11 protein-coding genes and 1 riboswitch are annotated in these 16,125 nt (G+C 62.5%); of the genes, 2 read left to right on the top strand and 9 right to left on the bottom strand.

Features of this window, described 5'->3' with window-relative positions:
• Positions 1 to 2: 2 nt before the first annotated feature.
• Both rapA and polB read right to left on the bottom strand, forming a co-directional pair.
• Positions 3 to 2,909, bottom strand: coding sequence for an RNA polymerase-associated protein RapA (gene rapA, locus LB453_RS18920; protein ID WP_103793919.1), 2,907 nt, complete (start codon positions 2,907 to 2,909; stop codon positions 3 to 5).
• Between the two features lie 156 nt (positions 2,910 to 3,065).
• Positions 3,066 to 5,426 (bottom strand): DNA polymerase II, encoded by a 2,361-nt coding sequence (polB, locus tag LB453_RS18915; RefSeq protein WP_103793920.1) that lies wholly within the window; start codon positions 5,424 to 5,426, stop codon positions 3,066 to 3,068.
• A 154-nt stretch (positions 5,427 to 5,580) separates the two neighbouring features.
• Here polB and LB453_RS18910 point away from each other — a divergent pair, with 154 nt between their 5' ends.
• Positions 5,581 to 6,345 carry a DedA family protein gene (locus LB453_RS18910; RefSeq protein ID WP_103793921.1) on the top strand — a complete coding sequence of 255 codons (765 nt, stop codon included), beginning with the start codon at positions 5,581 to 5,583 and terminating at the stop codon, positions 6,343 to 6,345.
• Here the strand turns inward: LB453_RS18910 and thiQ are convergent.
• The 4 genes from thiQ to sgrR form a co-directional block, all read right to left on the bottom strand.
• Positions 6,322 to 7,044, bottom strand: a complete 723-nt coding sequence (thiQ, locus tag LB453_RS18905) for a thiamine ABC transporter ATP-binding protein ThiQ (RefSeq protein ID WP_103793922.1) — start codon at positions 7,042 to 7,044, stop codon at positions 6,322 to 6,324. The two genes, LB453_RS18910 and thiQ, sit on opposite strands and share 24 nt — an antisense overlap.
• Positions 7,028 to 8,638: a thiamine/thiamine pyrophosphate ABC transporter permease ThiP gene (gene thiP / locus LB453_RS18900; protein WP_103793923.1), complete on the bottom strand. Its 1,611-nt coding sequence runs from the start codon at positions 8,636 to 8,638 to the stop codon at positions 7,028 to 7,030. The genes thiQ and thiP overlap by 17 nt, the downstream gene beginning before the upstream one ends.
• Positions 8,614 to 9,600 carry a thiamine ABC transporter substrate binding subunit gene (thiB, locus tag LB453_RS18895; RefSeq protein ID WP_103793924.1) on the bottom strand — a complete coding sequence of 329 codons (987 nt, stop codon included), beginning with the start codon at positions 9,598 to 9,600 and terminating at the stop codon, positions 8,614 to 8,616. The genes thiP and thiB overlap by 25 nt, the downstream gene beginning before the upstream one ends.
• A 45-nt stretch (positions 9,601 to 9,645) precedes the next feature.
• A riboswitch (TPP riboswitch) is annotated at positions 9,646 to 9,738 on the bottom strand.
• A gap of 35 nt (positions 9,739 to 9,773) precedes the next feature.
• Positions 9,774 to 11,435, bottom strand: coding sequence for an HTH-type transcriptional regulator SgrR (sgrR, locus tag LB453_RS18890; RefSeq protein ID WP_103793925.1), 1,662 nt, complete (start codon positions 11,433 to 11,435; stop codon positions 9,774 to 9,776).
• A 249-nt stretch (positions 11,436 to 11,684) separates the two neighbouring features.
• Between sgrR and LB453_RS18885 the strand changes: the two genes are divergently transcribed.
• Positions 11,685 to 12,863, top strand: a complete 1,179-nt coding sequence (locus LB453_RS18885; protein ID WP_103793926.1) for an MFS transporter — start codon at positions 11,685 to 11,687, stop codon at positions 12,861 to 12,863.
• Positions 12,864 to 13,016: 153 nt separating this feature from the next.
• Here the strand turns inward: LB453_RS18885 and leuD are convergent, their stop codons facing one another.
• Genes leuD through leuB form a run of 3 tightly spaced genes read right to left on the bottom strand, consistent with a single transcriptional unit; the run spans position 13,017 to position 16,124 of the window.
• Entirely contained in the window at positions 13,017 to 13,622 is a 606-nt protein-coding gene (gene leuD / locus LB453_RS18880; RefSeq protein WP_103793927.1) for a 3-isopropylmalate dehydratase small subunit, read from the bottom strand.
• Positions 13,623 to 13,624: 2 nt separating this feature from the next.
• A complete protein-coding gene (leuC, locus tag LB453_RS18875) occupies positions 13,625 to 15,028 on the bottom strand; it encodes a 3-isopropylmalate dehydratase large subunit (RefSeq protein ID WP_103793928.1) in 1,404 nt (467 codons plus the stop codon).
• A 4-nt stretch (positions 15,029 to 15,032) separates the two neighbouring features.
• Positions 15,033 to 16,124, bottom strand: coding sequence for a 3-isopropylmalate dehydrogenase (gene leuB, locus LB453_RS18870; RefSeq protein WP_103793929.1), 1,092 nt, complete (start codon positions 16,122 to 16,124; stop codon positions 15,033 to 15,035).
• Position 16,125 lies beyond the last annotated feature (1 nt).

Below are 16,125 nucleotides of genomic sequence, written 5' to 3'. Positions count from 1 at the left end.
CATTACTGATGCGTCACCACGATCAGGCGCAGCGCGTCGAGACGCCAGTTGGCCTGGCTCAGGCTTTCCAGCACCTGCTGACGATTGCTCTCCAGCGCCTCAATCTCATCTTCACGGATGTTAGGATTGACCGCCTTCAGCGCTTCGAGACGGGACAGCTCCGCGCCCAGCTTCTCATCCGCTTCGGCGCGCGCCGCTGCGATCAACGCCTGCGCTTCCGGCACGACTTTCTCTTCCGCCTGCACCAGAATCGCATGCACATCCTGCTGCACCGCGTTGACCAGCTTGCTGCCGGTGTGGCGATTCACCGCGTTGAGCTGGCGGTTGAAACTCTCAAACTCCACCTTGCCCGCCAGGTTGGTGCCGTTGCGATCCAGCAGCATGCGGATCGGCGTCGGCGGCAGGAAGCGCGTCAGCTGCAGATGCTTCGGCGCCTGCGCCTCAACCACGTAGATCATCTCAACCAGCAGCGTGCCCACCGGCAGCGCCTTGTTTTTCAGCAGCGACAGCGCGCAGCTGCCGGTGTCGCCGGAGAGGATCAGATCCAGGCCGTTGCGGATCAGCGGATGCTCCCAGGTAATAAACTGGGTATCTTCGCGCGACAGCGCCTGATCGCGGTTAAAGGTGATGGTGCAGCCATCCTCCGGCAGGCCCGGGAAATCAGGCACCAGCATATGGTCAGACGGCGTCAGTACGATCAGATTATCGCTGCGATCTTCCTGGTTGATGCCGACGATATCGAACAGGTTGAGCGCGAAGTTCACCAGCTCAGTATCGTTGTCCTGCGCGGCGATCTCCGCCGCCAGCGCCTGCGCCGACTCGCCGCCGTTGGAGTTCAGCTCCAGCAGGCGGTCGCGGCCGTGCTCCAGCTGCGCCTTCAGCGACTCGTGCTGCTTGCGGCATTCAGCAATAAACTCATCCAGCCCCTCGCTGTTTTCCGGCGCGGCGAGGAAGTTGATCAGCGGCTGATGCACGCTGTCGTAAATGGTGCGGCCGGTAGGGCAGGTGTGCTCAAAGGCGTCGAGCCCCTCGTGATACCAGCGCAGCAGCACCGCCTGGGCGGTTTTCTCCAGCCATGGCACCATAATCTGAATATCGTGCGCCTGGCCGATGCGATCGAGACGGCCGATACGCTGCTCCAGCAGATCCGGGTTAAACGGCAGATCGAACATCACCAGACGGCTGGCGAACTGGAAGTTGCGCCCTTCAGAACCGATCTCGGAGCAGAGCAGCACCTGCGCGCCATTCTCTTCTGAAGCGAACCAGGCGGCGGCGCGGTCGCGCTCAATAATCGACAGCCCCTCGTGGAACACCGCCGCGCGGATGCCCTCGCGCTCGCGCAGCACCTGCTCCAGCTGCAGCGCAGTGGCCGCCTTGGCGCAGATCACCAGCACTTTCTCTTTACGGTTGCTGGTCAGGTAGCCCAGCAGCCATTCTACGCGCGGATCAAAGTTCCACCAGGTGCCGGTGTCGCCTTCAAACTCCTGATAAATCTGTTCGGGGTAGAGCAGGTCACGCGCACGCTCTTCCGCGCTTTTACGCGCGCCCATAATGCCAGAGACCTTGATAGCGGTCTGATACTGGGCGGGCAGCGGCAGGCGGATCTGATGCAGTTCGCGTTTCGGAAAGCCCTTCACGCCGTTACGCGTGTTGCGGAACAGGACGCGGCTGGTGCCGTGGCGATCCATCAGCATGGCGATCAGCTCTTTGCGCGCGTCGAGTTTGCCGTCGCGTTCGCTGTTGGCAACCTGCAGCAGCGGCTCAATATCCTGCTCGCCCACCAGATCGTTGATGATGTTCATCTGCTCCTGCGAGATCGCTTTGTCGGCCAGCAGCGAAGAGACCGCGTCGGCGACCGGGCGGAAGTGCTGCTGCTCTTCGACAAACTGCGCAAAGTCGTGGAAGCGATTGGGATCGAGCAGGCGCAGACGGGCGAAGTGGCTCTCCATGCCCAGCTGTTCCGGCGTCGCGGTCAGCAGCAGCACGCCAGGGATCTGCTCCGCCAGCTGTTCAATCACCGCATATTCGCGGCTCGGCTCGCCTTCGCTCCAGGCGAGGTGGTGCGCTTCGTCGACTACCATCAGATCCCACTCCGCCTCCGCCAGCAGTGCAAGACGCTGCTTGTTGCGGCGCACAAAATCGAGCGAGCAGATAATCAGCTGTTCGGTCTCAAAGGCGTTGTCACTGTCGTGCTGCGCTTCGGCGTAGCGGTCGTCGTCGAACAGCGAAAAATGGAGATTAAAGCGGCGCAGCATCTCGACCAGCCACTGGTGCTGCAGGGTTTCCGGCACGATGATCAGCACGCGCTCGGCGCGTCCGGCCAGCAGCTGCTGCTGGATAATCATGCCGGCTTCGATGGTTTTGCCGAGGCCCACTTCATCCGCCAGCAGCACGCGCGGCGCATGGCGGCGGCCCACGTCGTGGGCGATATGCAGCTGGTGCGGGATCAGGTTGGTGCGCATACCGCGCAGGCCGCTCACCGGCAGGCGATACTGCGCGCTCTGATATTTGCGGGCGCGGTAGCGCAGGGCGAAGCGATCCATACGGTCGAGCTGGCCGGCGAACAGGCGATCCTGCGGTTTGCTGAACACCAGCTTGCTGTCGAGCATCACTTCACGCAGCACCACCTCGCTTTCATCCGTATCGAGACGCGTGCCGATATAGGTCATCAGGTCATTTTCATTGCGTACTTCATCGACGCGCATCTGCCAGCCTTCGTGGCTGGTCACCGTATCGCCCGGATTAAAGATAACGCGCGTGACCGGTGAGTCGTTACGGGCATACAGGCGGTTTTCCCCCGTCGCCGGAAACAGCAGCGTAACCATGCGGGCGTCCACCGCCACGACCGTTCCGAGCCCCAGCTCACTTTCCGTATCACTAATCCAGCGCTGACCTAATGTAAAAACCATATTTTTCTAGCTCGAATTTTTAAGGTGTTTTTGGTGATGTTTCCCCGCCACAGGCAATACCTTTTCCCCAGACAAAGGGCGGTCTGGTCAGGTTTTAAGAGCGGTGAGATAGAGGAAGGGCGCTATGGTACTGGAAGGCAGGCCATTCGTCACCTGTCAAAAAAGCCCCAGCTGCCCTGTAATCAGTGTAGCAAAGTCGCCGTCGACGAAGGGTAAAATGCCGTCGGCCACCGGCTGCAGCTGCTTGCTGACGTAGTGATCGTAATCCAGCGGCGTTACGCGCGCCTCCAGCGGTTCGGGGCCTGCCGTCGCCATAACATAGCGAATCGAGCCGCCGTTTTGATACTGCAACGGACGGTTCAGCCTGCGGTTTTGCTCATCCGCCAGCCGCGCGGCGCGCACGTGCGGCGGCACGTTGCGCTCATAGTCGGCCAGCGGGCGGCGCAGCCGTTTTTTATAGACCAGCAGATCGTCCAGCTCGCCCGCCAGCAGCCGCGCCACGGTGTCGCGCACGTATTCCTGCCAGGGCTCGCCGCGGAAAATATGGCCGTAGAGCGCCTGCTGAAACTGCTGCGCCAGCGGCGTCCAGTCGGTGCGCACCGACTCCAGCCCTTTAAACACCAGCCGCTCGTTTGCGCCGTCGCGGATCAGCCCGGCGTAACGCTTTTTGCTGCCCTGTTCGGCGCCGCGAATGGTCGGCATCAGAAAGCGGCTGAAGTGGTTTTCATACTCCAGCTCCAGCGCGCTGTCGAGGCCGTACTGCTGCTGCAGATGCTCGCGCCACCAGTGGTTAACCCGCTCGGCCAGCCGCCGGCCCGTGGCTGCCGCCTCCGCTTCGCCGTGCGGCGATTTTAGCCAGACAAAGGTGGAGTCGGTGTCGCCATAGATCACATCAAAGCCCTCGGCCTCAATCAGCTCGCGCGTCTGTTGCATAATGGCGTGACCGCGCAGCGTAATCGACGAGGCGAGGCGCGGATCGAAGAAGCGGCAGGCGCTGGTGCCGAGCACGCCGTAAAAGGCGTTCATAATAATTTTCAGCGCCTGCGACAGCGGCTGATTGCCCTGTTTTTTCGCCGCTTCGCGCCCCTGCCAGATCTGCTCCACCAGGGCGGGCAGGCAGTGGGTAAGGCGCGAAAAGCGCGCTTCGCGGAAGCCGGGCACCGAATCGGCGTCGTCGGGATGGGCCAGGCCTTCAACCAGCCCGACCGGATCGATCAGGAAGGTGCGGATAATCGACGGATAGAGGCTTTTATAATCGAGCACCAGCACCGAGTCGTAGAGGCCGGGACGAGAATCCATTACGTAGCCGCCGGGACTCGCTTCCGGCGCGACCTCGCCGAGATTGGGCGCGACGTAGCCTGCGCGATGCATGCGCGGAATATAGAGATGGCTGAAGGCGGCCACCGAGCCGCCGTGGCGATCCGCCGCCAGCCCGTTGACCGAGGCGCGCTCCAGCAGAAACGGCATAATCTCGGTTTTATGGAAAATACGCGTTACCAGCTCGCAGTCTTTGAGGTTATAGCGCGCCAGCGCCGGCTTATCGTTGGCGAAGCGCCAGTTAATCTCTTCCATGCGGTGCCAGGGATTGTCGATCGCTTTGCCTTCGCCCAGCAGCGTTTGCGACACCGCCTCCAGGCTAAAGGAGGGGAAGCTCCAGAAGGCGGATTTCAGCGCCTCGATGCCGTCGATAATCAGGCGGCCAGCCGCGCTGGCGGAAAAGACGCCGGGCTTGAAGCCGTGCTCGCGCCACTCCAGCGGCGCATTCTGCCGTCCCAGACGCAGCGGAATCGCGTAGCGGTCAGCATGTTTCTGCAGCACGCGCAGGTCGAACTGCACCACATTCCAGCCGATCAACACGTCGGGATCGTGCTCGGCAAACCAGGCGTTCAGCGCTTCCAGCAGCTGCGGTCGGGTATCGACATAGATCAGGTCGAAGTCGAGCGCGCTGGCGTCGCCGTTGGGCGGGCCGAGCATAAAGACCTGGCGCTGGCCGCAGCCCTCCAGCCCAATGCAGTAAAGCTCGCCGTGCTGGGTGGTTTCGATATCCAGCGATACCCACTTCAGCGGCGGACGATAGTCGGGGTGGGGCTTCAGGCGCGCGTTGACCAGGGTATCGCCCTGCGGTTCGCCGCTGAACCACACCGGTGCGGTGATAAAGCGCTCCATCAGGAAACGCTCCGGCGGGCGGATATCCGCTTCGAACACCGGAATGCCCTGTTCGCGCAGCAGCTTCTCCAGCCGCTGCAGCTGGCGATGCTGGCGGCAGTAGAGGCCGAAGACCGGGCGGCGGCGAAAGTCCTTTAGCGCCAGCGGCTGCAGGCGCACCTGACGCTCGTCGCGCAGCAGCGCTTCCACCTGCGGCTGATAGTCGCGCGGAATAAAGGCTACCGACTCCTGAGCCGGCAGAACCACGCGCTGCGGGCCGCTGTCCGTCGCCAGCCAGTAAACGATTTCGGTGCCCTGAGCGCTGTCGCGCCAGTGGCGGGTAAGCAGGAATCCTGCGCGAGGCGTATTCACATCGGCTCCAGACGAAAAAACAGCCAGAGTATAACATGGTTATTTATCCAGTGCGCGCGGCGCGCTTTTGTCAACATCGCCCTACAATTCTTACCTTGACGCTGTGGTGCCGCCTCAGGACAATCCAGCATCCAAAGTCTGAGTAAGGAAGGTTATGGAAGCCTGGATTCAACATCTGTTTACGCAGTCGCTGGAGTACGCGCTGATCGCCGTTGCGCTGGTGACCTTTCTTGAATCGCTGGCCTTTGTCGGCCTGCTGCTGCCGGGCACCGTGATGATGGCGAGCCTGGGCGCGCTGGTAGGTAGCGGTCAGATTGGGCTTTATCCCGCCTGGGCGGCGGGCTTTGTTGGCTGCCTGCTGGGCGACTGGATCTCATACGGCATTGGCTGGAAGTTTCAGGGGCCGCTGCACCGCTGGAAATACCTGCAAAAATATAAAGGGCTGCTGGATAAAACCGAGCACGCGCTGCATCAGCACAGCATGTTCACTATTCTGGTCGGGCGCTTCGTCGGGCCGACGCGTCCGCTGATCCCGCTGGCGGCCGGCATGCTTGAGCTGCCGGTGCGCAAGTTTCTGCCGCCGAACCTGATTGGCTGCGTGCTGTGGCCGCCGCTCTATCTGCTGCCGGGCATTCTGGCGGGGGTGGCGATCGACGTGCCGAAGGATGCGCAGAGCGGCGCGTTCAAGTGGCTGCTGTTGCTGGTGGCGCTGCTGGTCTGGCTCGGCTGCTGGCTCGGCTGGCGCTGGTGGCGCAGCGGCAAAAGCCGCGACTGGGCCACCGCCTGGCTGCCGCCTGCGCGCCTGCGCTGGCTGGCACCGCTGAGCATCGCGATTGCGGTCGCCGCCTTCGTCGCGATCCAGTTCCATCCGATGATGCCGCTGTTCCGCCAGCTGTTATGGCGCGTGTTCTTTGCCTGACGATCGCGCGATGCCGAGCACGTCGGCCTCGCGCGTGCCGCCCGACAGCAGCGTCTCGGTCGCGCCGTCCCAGTAGACGCGACCATCGACGATCACCAAACTGCGCGGCGCAATCTGCTGCGCATCCTCCAGACTGTGCGACACCATCAGCAGGGTAATCGCCCGCGCCTCGCAGACGCGCCGCACCAGCTGCAGCATCTCGTTACGCAGCGCCGGATCGAGCGCCGAGAAGGGCTCGTCCAGCAGCAGCACCGGCCGGTCGCGCAGCAGACAGCGCGCCAGCGCGGCGCGCTGACGCTGGCCGCCGGAGAGCTGGCCCGGCAGGCGCGTCAGCAGATCGCTTAATCCCACCTGATCGGCAATCTCTTCCAGCTGCCGCCGCTGCGCGGCGTTCAGCTTCAGCCCAGGGTGCAGACCCAGCGCCATATTCTGCTGTACGCTAAGGTGCGGAAAGAGGTTGTTCTCCTGAAACAGCATCGACACCGGACGCTGCGACGGCACGCTATGGGCGTGATCCGCGCCGTCGATGCGCAGCGCGCCCTGGCTCACCGGCAGAAAGCCGGCGATCAGGCTGAGCAGCGTACTTTTACCCGCACCGCTGGGGCCGAGCACCGCCAGCCGCTCGCCGCGTTCGGCGCTGAAGCTGAAACGCATCGGCAGATGCTGATAGAGGTAGGTGAGATTAGTCAGTGTCAGCATGGTGGCCAGGTAATTTTTCCATCAGGGTAAACAGCAGCAGGCAGATCGCTAACAGCAGCAGGGCGGTAACCGCGCCGTCCGCGCCGCGATAGGCGCCGGTCTGCTGATAGAGGTAAAAAGGCAGGGTTCGGAAGTCGGCGCTGCCGAACAGCGCCACCACGCCGAAGTCGCCGACAGAGAGCACGCAGGCAAAGGCCAGCGCCTGCGCCAGCGGACGCTTCAGCGCGCGCAGCTCAATCAGCCGCAGTCGGTTCCAGCCACTAATCCCCAGCGAGGCGCACAGGTGCGAATAGCGCTCGGCGCTGTCGCGCATCGGATTTTCCAGCACCTTTAGCGCATAGGGAATGGCGAGCAGCGCGTTGGCGAAGATCACCAGCCCGTCGGGCGAGTCGGGCAGGCCGGTGGTGGCGTTAAAAAGTAAAAAGAAGCCCGTGGCCAGCACGATGCCCGGCATTGCCAGAATCAGCATGCCGCTGGTCTCCATCACCTGCGCTGGCAGCGTGCGCTGGCGCTGGCGCAGCTCGCGACTGCTCCACAGCAGCATCATGGTGAGCGTGACGCAGAGCGCGCCCGCGCCGATGGCGATACGCAGCGAGGTCAGCGTCGCCTGCCATAGCGCCGGCTGCGCCAGCGCGCCGCCCGATATGCCGCGCAGCCCGTCAACCATCACCGCCAGCAGCGGCGGCAGCAGCAGTAACAGCGCCAGCGCGATAAGCAGGCCGTCGCCGATGCGTGCGCGCCGCGAATCGTGCGGGTCGCGCCAGCCCCGCAGCTGCGCGCTGCCCGCAGGTATCGCCTTGCTGAAGCGCTGGCTCAGCAGCACCAGCGTCAGGCAGAAGGCGAGCTGGATCAGCGCCAGCAGCGCGGCGCGGCCGGGATCGTAGTCGTAACTCAGCGCCTGAAAGATCGCCAGCTCAATGGTGGTGGCCTGCGGGCCGCCGCCCAGCGAGAGCACGGTGGCGAAGCTGGCGAAGCAGAGCATAAAAATCAGCGCGCCGGTAGGCAGTAGCTGGCGGCGCAGCCAGGGCCACTCCAGCAGGCGGAAAAGATGCCAGCCGCGCAGCCCGAGCTGGGCGGCGAGCTGACGCTGCTCGCCCGGAATCGTCTCCAGCGTCTGCAGCATCAGGCGCGTCGCCAGCGGCAGGTTGAAAAAGCAGTGCGCCAGCAGAATGCCCTGCAGCCCATAGGGCGAAAAGCGGTAGTCGACGCCGAACAGCTGGCAGAGCTGCGCCAGCCAGCCAACGCGGCCATAGACCGTCAGCAGGCCGAATACCGCCACCAGCACGGGCAGCACCAGCGTCATGGCGCAGAGGCGCAGCAGCAGCTGACGGCCGGGAAAACGCCGTCGGTAGAGGGCGCGCGACAGGGGTATCGCAGGCAGCAGCGACAGCAGGGCGGAGAGCAATGCCTGGGTGAAAGAGAATCGCACTACGTGGTGCAGATAGCTGTCGTGCAGCAGCGCGCGCCAGTCGCCCGTCGGCGCGCTGGCCCAGAGCGCGCCGAACGCCAGCAGCGCCACGCCGCACAGCAGCAGCGCGGCGCTGCTGCCCGGCACCATCCAGAGTGGGATTAGCGGCTGACGGCGCGTTGCCATGCGCTAATCCAGTCTGCGCGCTGCTGCGCGACTTCCTGCGGGCTAAACTGCAGCGCGGTTTGCGGCACGCTCAGGGTCTGATAGCCCGCGGGCAGATCGCTTTTTATCACCGGATACATCCAGTTGCCGGTCGGGATGGTGTTCTGGAAGGCGGGGGTCAGCATAAACTGCATAAACTGCTGCGCCAGCTTCGGCTGCTTGCTGCTGGCAAGCTGCGCGGCAACCTCGACCTGCAAATAGTGGCCTTCGGCGAACGGCGCGGCGGCGTAATTCTCTTTCTTCTCTTCGATCAGGTGATAGGCGGGCGAGGTGGTGTAGCTCAACACCAGATCGCCTTCCCCTTTCAGGAACAGGCCGTAGGCTTCACTCCAGCCCTTGGTCACGGTAACGGTTTTCTGCGCCAGCTTCTGCCAGGCCTCTGGCGCCTTGTCGCCGTAAACCTTCTGCATCCAGAGCAGCAGACCCAGACCCGGGGTGCTGGTGCGCGGATCTTCGTAGATCACGCGCCATTTTTGCGGGCTCTCCACCAGCTCTTTCAGGCTGGTGGGCGGGTTTTTAAGGCGCGTTTTGTCATAGACGAAGGCGAAGTAGCCGTAGTCGAAGGGCACGAAGGTTTGATCCTGCCAGCCGCCCGGCAGCGTCAGGTTATGGAGATCGACCCCGCTTTTAGCGAACAGGCCGGTCTGCTGCGCCGCCTGTAGCAGGTTGTTATCGAGGCCGAGCACCACGTCAGCCTTGCTGTTTTTGCCTTCCATGCGCACGCGGTTCAGCAGCGAGACGCCATCCTCCAGCGCCACATAGCGCAGCTCGCAGCCGCACTGCGCCTCAAAGGCTTTTTTCACCGCCGGGCCGGGGCCCCATTCGGCGGAAAAGGAGTCGTAGGTGTAGACGGTCAGGGCCGGTTTTGCCGCCAGCGCCGGCACGGACAGCAACATCAGCAGAGGGAGGATCTGTTTAACCACTTTGCGCTCCTGAGGGAGAATTGTTATGAGTCGCAAAGGATCTGAGCGTAGCAGCCTCTCAAATCCCTACGTCGGTATTAACCGAATCAGGTTCGACGGGTTTCTCTCAGCCTTTTGCAGGCACCCCGTTGAGAACGGCTCATTCTAGACATTTCGTCGCCAGGGGGAAAGCGTCACAGCGTCGGCGGCGCGAACCAGGCGGATTTAAAGTCGAACCAGCCGAGGGTATTCAGGCGCACGCCGCGCATGCTGCGCTGGCCTTCGAGCAGCAGCCAGTGATGAAACAGCGGATGCAGACTATCCGCATCCAGCAGCCGTTTGCTCCACTCCGCCAGCGGCAGGGTTTTGCCTCGCCAGCGCGCGGCGTCCGCTTCCCAGTCGAGCGGCAGACAGTGATGCAGCAGCGGAAGCTCGTAGAGCTGGGCGAACAGCGAATACTCCAGCGGCAGAGTGAAATTGACGCTGCCGAGCCAGATGTCGCTTTCCGCCTCGCCCTGATGCCAGGTTTCATACTCGACCGCGCGGGTAATCAGCCGCACGTTATGCTGCGCCAGCAGCGGGCGCAGCGCGCTGGCGATCCCCTCATGCTCCACGTGCTGGCTGTACCACGTCAGCGTCAGGCTCTCCAGCCCGGGCGGCTTGGTCGCCGGCGTAAGATCGCGGCGATGATGCCAGCGCGGCAGCAGGCCGTAAGCGGGATACCAGTAGCGCTGGTAGCCAGCCTCGGCATAGTTAAGCAGGGCGACGGGATTCAGCAGATGGCAGAGCCAGCGCCGGACGGCGGCATCGCGTCCCTGAGCGGAGCGCTGGTCGAACAGCAGAAAATAGCAGCCCTCTTCAAGACGGCTCTCTTCCAGTTTTTCATCCTCGGCGGCACCTTGCAGACGCACGCCGGCGTAAACCAGCTCGTCGCTAATCTCCGGCAGCACCCAGATAGAGACATCATCGATCAGGGCGCGAAAGCCAAAGTAGTCGTCAAACGCCTCGATCTTCAGCTGACTCTGCTGGTTGCGCACTACGCGATAGGGGCCGGTGCCGACCGGATGGCGGGCGAAGTCGCGCATCTGCGGCCATTCACGCGGCAGGATCATGGCGCTGACGCTGCCGAGCAGCCACGGCAGCCAGTCGTCGGGTTCGCTCAGATGGAGATCCAGCGTCCAGGGCGCGGGTGAATCAATGCGCTGAATATGGGAGAAGAGCGGCTGCGGACGCAGGCGTTCCAGGCTCGACGTCACGTCCGCCATCTCCAGCTCGCGGCCGTGATGAAAGCGGATCGCCGGGCGCAGGTAAAAACGCCAGTGCAGCGGCGAGATCGCCTGCCAGTGATGGGCGATATCCGCCTCTACTTCCCCGTTTTCCTCATTTATACGCGTCAGGCCGTTGAAGATCTGACGCGCCAGATGCGTTTCAGAACGGCGCAGCGGCGAGCCGGGCAGCAGGTTTAGCAGCGGGCGATAGTAGAGCACGCGCAGAATATGTTTACCCTGGCGAAAGCTGCGGCCGAGATGGGCGCGGATCATCTGGCGCACCTCCGCCTTGTCGCCCACCAGCTGCACCAGCTGATCGATGCGATCCTGCGCCAGCAGATCCTCAGCGCGCTGCTGCTGCAGCGCCAGGCCGGTATAACGGAAAATAAGCTGCGAGCGCTTGCCTCGTCCCGCCTCTGCCTGCCAGGTGAGCCAGCCCGCCTCCTGCATCGCGTTAAGCAGGTTACGCATATGGCGACGCGAGCAGTGCAGCTGCTCAGCCAGCTCGCTGAGCGTGACCAGCTGGCTTTCGCCCTGGCAGCTTTGCCACAGGCGGATAAACTGCTGCTTAAGGCGTGATGAGGACATAAAAGAGGAACTCCCTGTGAAAAGCGCTCAGTTTTTCCTGCCTCATATTAAGGGCAAACTGAGCGCTATTGGAAGAGCGGGAGGCATTCAATACGGAATGGCGCTCGACCACGATTCCGCTGCGGCGGGATCTTTCTGAGTAGGGTGCAATTACACCGCCAGCAGAGATTTTTCCTGCTGGCTTTTTTCTGTTGCGCTAGAATCCTCTCTCTTGTTTTCCTGCTTTTACCACCGTAAAGGGATGTCGCTATGAAGTCGCTGTTAACCCGGAAGCGCCGTATCAATCCGGTCTTTCTCGCCTTTATGGCCGCCTCTTTTATGATCGGCGTTGCCGGCGCGCTGCAGGCGCCGACGCTGAGCCTGTTTCTGACGCGAGAAGTGCAGGCGCGCCCCCTCTGGGTCGGGCTCTTTTTTACCGTTAACGCCATCGCGGGCATCCTGGTCAGCATGCTGGTGGCGAAGCGCTCTGACAGCCGCGGCGATCGCCGCACGCTGATCCTCTTTTGCTGTGCGATGGCGTTTTGCAACGCGCTGCTGTTCGCCTTTACCCGCCACTATCTGACGCTGATTACCCTGGGCGTGCTGCTCTCGGCGCTGGCCAGCGTGTCAATGCCGCAGATCTTCGCGCTGGCGCGCGAGTATGCCGATCGGTCGGCGCGCGAAGCGGTGATGTTCAGCTCGGTGATGCGCGCCCAGCTTTCGCTCGCCTGGGTCATCGGCCCGCCGCTGTCGTTTGCGCTGGCGCTTAACTTTGGCTTTGTGACGCTCTTCCTGGTGGCGGCGGCGCTGTTTCTGCTCTGCATTCTGCTGATCAAGTTCACCCTGCCGTCGGTGCCGCGCGCCGAGCCGCTGATGCAGAGCGGCGGCATGCCGTTAAGCGGCTGGCGCGACCGCGACGTGCGACTGCTGTTTATCGCCTCGGTGACGATGTGGACCTGCAACACCATGTATATCATCGATATGCCGCTCTATATCAGCGTCACGCTCGGCCTGCCGGAGAAGCTGGCGGGGCTGCTGATGGGCACGGCGGCCGGGCTGGAAATTCCGGTGATGCTGCTGGCCGGTCACTATGCGAAGCGCGTCGGCAAGCGCAACCTGATGCTGATCGCGCTGGCGGCGGGCATTCTGTTTTACGCCGGGCTGGCGATGTTCGCTTCGCAGACCGCGCTGATGGTGCTGCAGCTGTTTAACGCGGTGTTTATCGGCATTATCGCCGGTATCGGCATGCTGTGGTTTCAGGATCTGATGCCGGGCAGGCCGGGCGCGGCGACGACGATGTTTACCAACTCGATTTCGACCGGAATGATTCTGGCGGGCGTGATTCAGGGAACGCTGAGCGAGCGCTTCGGACATATTGCGGTGTACTGGCTGGCGCTGGGGCTGGCTGTCGCGGCGTTCGCCATGTCGGCGCGCGTGAAGAACGTATAAAAGAGAAGGGCGACGCGGTGGTCGCCCTTAAAAGGAGAGGGGCTAACGAGGGTGGCACAGGCCGATCGCAAAGCCGATCAAGGCATCTATGCTTGCCCGACCCACGACATTCCTGCCGCGGGACGCTTTGCTCTTCTGCCCATCTGGTAAGCCTTAATTCAGAAACGCAGGCTGGCGCTGTTCGTAGTCGGTAATCGCCGCTTCGTGCTGCAGCGTCAGGCCGATGCTGTCCAGGCCGTTCAGCATGCAGTGGCGGCGGAAACTGTCGATCTCGAACGGGTAGACCTTATCGCCCGCCGTCACCGTCTGCGCTTCAAGATCCACGGTAAAGCGGATGCCCGGCTGCGCCGCCACCAGCTTAAACATCTCGTCCACCTGCTCGTCGCTTAGCCGCACCGGCAGCAGCTGGTTGTTAAAGCTGTTGCCGTAGAAGATGTCGGCAAAGCTCGGCGCAATCACCACGTGAAAACCAAAGTCGGTCAGCGCCCAGGGGGCGTGCTCGCGCGACGAGCCGCAGCCAAAGTTCTCGCGCGCCAGCAGAATGCTGGTGCCCTGAAACTCGGGCTTGTTCAGCACAAAGCTGGCGGTGGGTACCTGACCCGCGTCGTCGTCAAAACGCCAGTCGTGAAACAGATGCGCGCCAAAGCCGGTGCGCGTCACCTTCTGCAGAAACTGCTTGGGAATAATGGCGTCGGTGTCGACGTTTGCCGCGTCCAGCGGGGCGACGATGCCGGTGTGCTGAGTAAATTTATTCGCCATGATTACGCTCCTGTCAGTTCACGGATATCGGCAAAGTGGCCGGAAACCGCCGCAGCGGCGGCCATTGCCGGGCTGACCAGGTGAGTACGACCACCACGGCCCTGGCGCCCTTCAAAGTTACGGTTGCTGGTCGAGGCGCAGCGCTCGCCCGGATTCAGGCGATCGTTGTTCATCGCCAGACACATTGAGCAGCCCGGCAGACGCCATTCGAAACCGGCGTCGAGGAAAATCTTGTCCAGTCCTTCCGCTTCCGCCTGCGCTTTTACCGGGCCGGAACCCGGCACCACCATCGCCACCACGCCCGGCGCGACCTTGCGCCCTTTGGCGATAGCCGCCGCGGCGCGCAGATCCTCAATACGTGAGTTGGTGCAGGAGCCGATAAACACCTTATCGATTGCGACGTCAGTCAGGCGAATGCCCGGCTGCAGATTCATATAGGCCAGCGCCTTCTCGGCTGAGGCACGTTCGACCGGATCGGCAAAAGAGGCCGGGTTCGGGATCGGCTCATCCACGGCAATGACCTGACCTGGATTGGTGCCCCAGGTGACCTGCGGCGCGATATCGGCGGCGTTCAGCGTCACAACAGCGTCATAGTGCGCGCCTTCATCGGACTTCAGGGTGCGCCAGTATGCCACCGCCTGCTCCCACTTCTCGCCCTGCGGCGCAAACTGGCGGCCTTTCAGGTAGCTGAAGGTGGTGTCATCCGGTGCCACCAGACCCGCTTTGGCGCCCATCTCGATCGCCATATTGCACAGGGTCATGCGACCTTCCATGCTCAGCGCTTCGATAGCCGGCCCGCAGAACTCGACCACGTGACCGGTGCCGCCTGCGCTGCCCGTTTTGCCAATGATCGCCAGCACGATATCTTTTGCGGTAATGCCCGGCGCGGCGTCACCCAGCACCTCGATTTTCATGGTTTTCGCGCGACCCTGCTTCAGCGTCTGAGTGGCAAAAACATGTTCAACTTCCGACGTGCCGATGCCGAAGGCCAGCGAACCGAAGGCGCCGTGCGTGGCGGTGTGCGAATCGCCGCAGACGATGGTCATGCCCGGCAGCGTCATGCCTTGTTCCGGCCCGATAACGTGAACGATGCCCTGGAACGGGTGATTCAGATCGTAAAGCTGCACGCCGAACTCGGCGCAGTTCTTCATCAGTTCCTGCATCTGGATGCGCGCCATCTCGCCGGAGGCGTTGATGTCTTTGGTCTGGGTCGACACGTTATGGTCCATAGTGGCGAACGTTTTCGACGGCTGACGCACCTTGCGGCCATGGGCGCGCAGACCGTCAAAGGCCTGCGGTGACGTCACCTCATGGATCAGGTGACGATCGATATAGAGCAGCGGGGTCTCGTTGGGCGCTTCGTGAACGACATGTGCATCAAATAACTTCTGGTATAAAGTTTTCATTATTTTATTTTTCCTCGGCGATAAAGCGGGCAATCACGCTGCCCATCTCATCCGTGGTGACGGCGGGGCCATCACCGGCCAAATCTCGGGTGCGGTAGCCTTCTTCCAGCGCGCGGCTGACGGCGCGCTCAATGCTGTCGGCGGCGGCATCTGCATTCAGGCTGTAGCGCAGCAGCAGCGACAGCGACAGGATCTGCGCTACCGGGTTAGCGATATTCTGTCCGGCGATGTCGGGCGCAGAGCCGCCTGCTGGCTCATACAGACCAAAACCCTCTTCGTTCAGGCTGGCGGAGGGCAGCATGCCCATTGAGCCGGTGATCATCGCGCACTCGTCAGAGAGGATATCGCCGAACAGGTTGGAGCAGAGCAGCACATCGAACTGCGACGGATCTTTAATCAGCTGCATGGTGGCGTTGTCGATATAGATGTGGCTCAGCTGCACGTCCGGATAGTCCTGCGCCACTTCATTGACGATTTCGCGCCACATTACCGACGTCTGCAGCACGTTGGCTTTATCCACAGAGGTGACTTTATTGCGACGCTTGCGCGCCGACTCAAAGGCGATGCGGGCGATGCGTTCAATTTCGAAACGGTGATAGACCTCGGTGTCGAAGGCGCGCTCGTGCGGGCCGTTGCCTTCGCGTCCTTTCGGCTGGCCGAAGTAGATGCCGCCGGTCAGCTCACGCACGCACAGAATATCAAAGCCTTTCGCGGCGATATCGGCACGCAGCGGGCAGAAGGCTTCCAGACCCTGATAGAGCGCGGCCGGACGCAGGTTGCTGAACAGTTTGAAATGCTTGCGCAGCGGCAGCAGCGCGCCGCGCTCCGGCTGTGCGGCGGGCGGCAGATGCTCCCATTTCGGGCCGCCGACCGAACCAAACAGAATGGCGTCCGCCTGCTCGCAGCCCGCAACGGTTGCGGGCGGCAGCGGTTCGCCGTGGCGGTCGATGGCGATGCCGCCGACGTCATATTCGCTGGTGGTAATACGCATATCAAAGCGGTGGCGAATGGCGTCCAGCACTTTCAGGGCCTGCGCCATGACTTCCGGGCCGATACCGTCGCCGGGCAATACTGCGATATGAGAAGAGGTAGACATA

The organism is Pantoea agglomerans (assembly GCF_020149765.1).
Classification (GTDB): Bacteria; Pseudomonadota; Gammaproteobacteria; order Enterobacterales; family Enterobacteriaceae; genus Pantoea; species Pantoea alvi.
The sequence above is the reverse complement of the archived record's forward strand: the minus strand, read 5'-3'. Positions and strand labels throughout refer to the sequence as shown.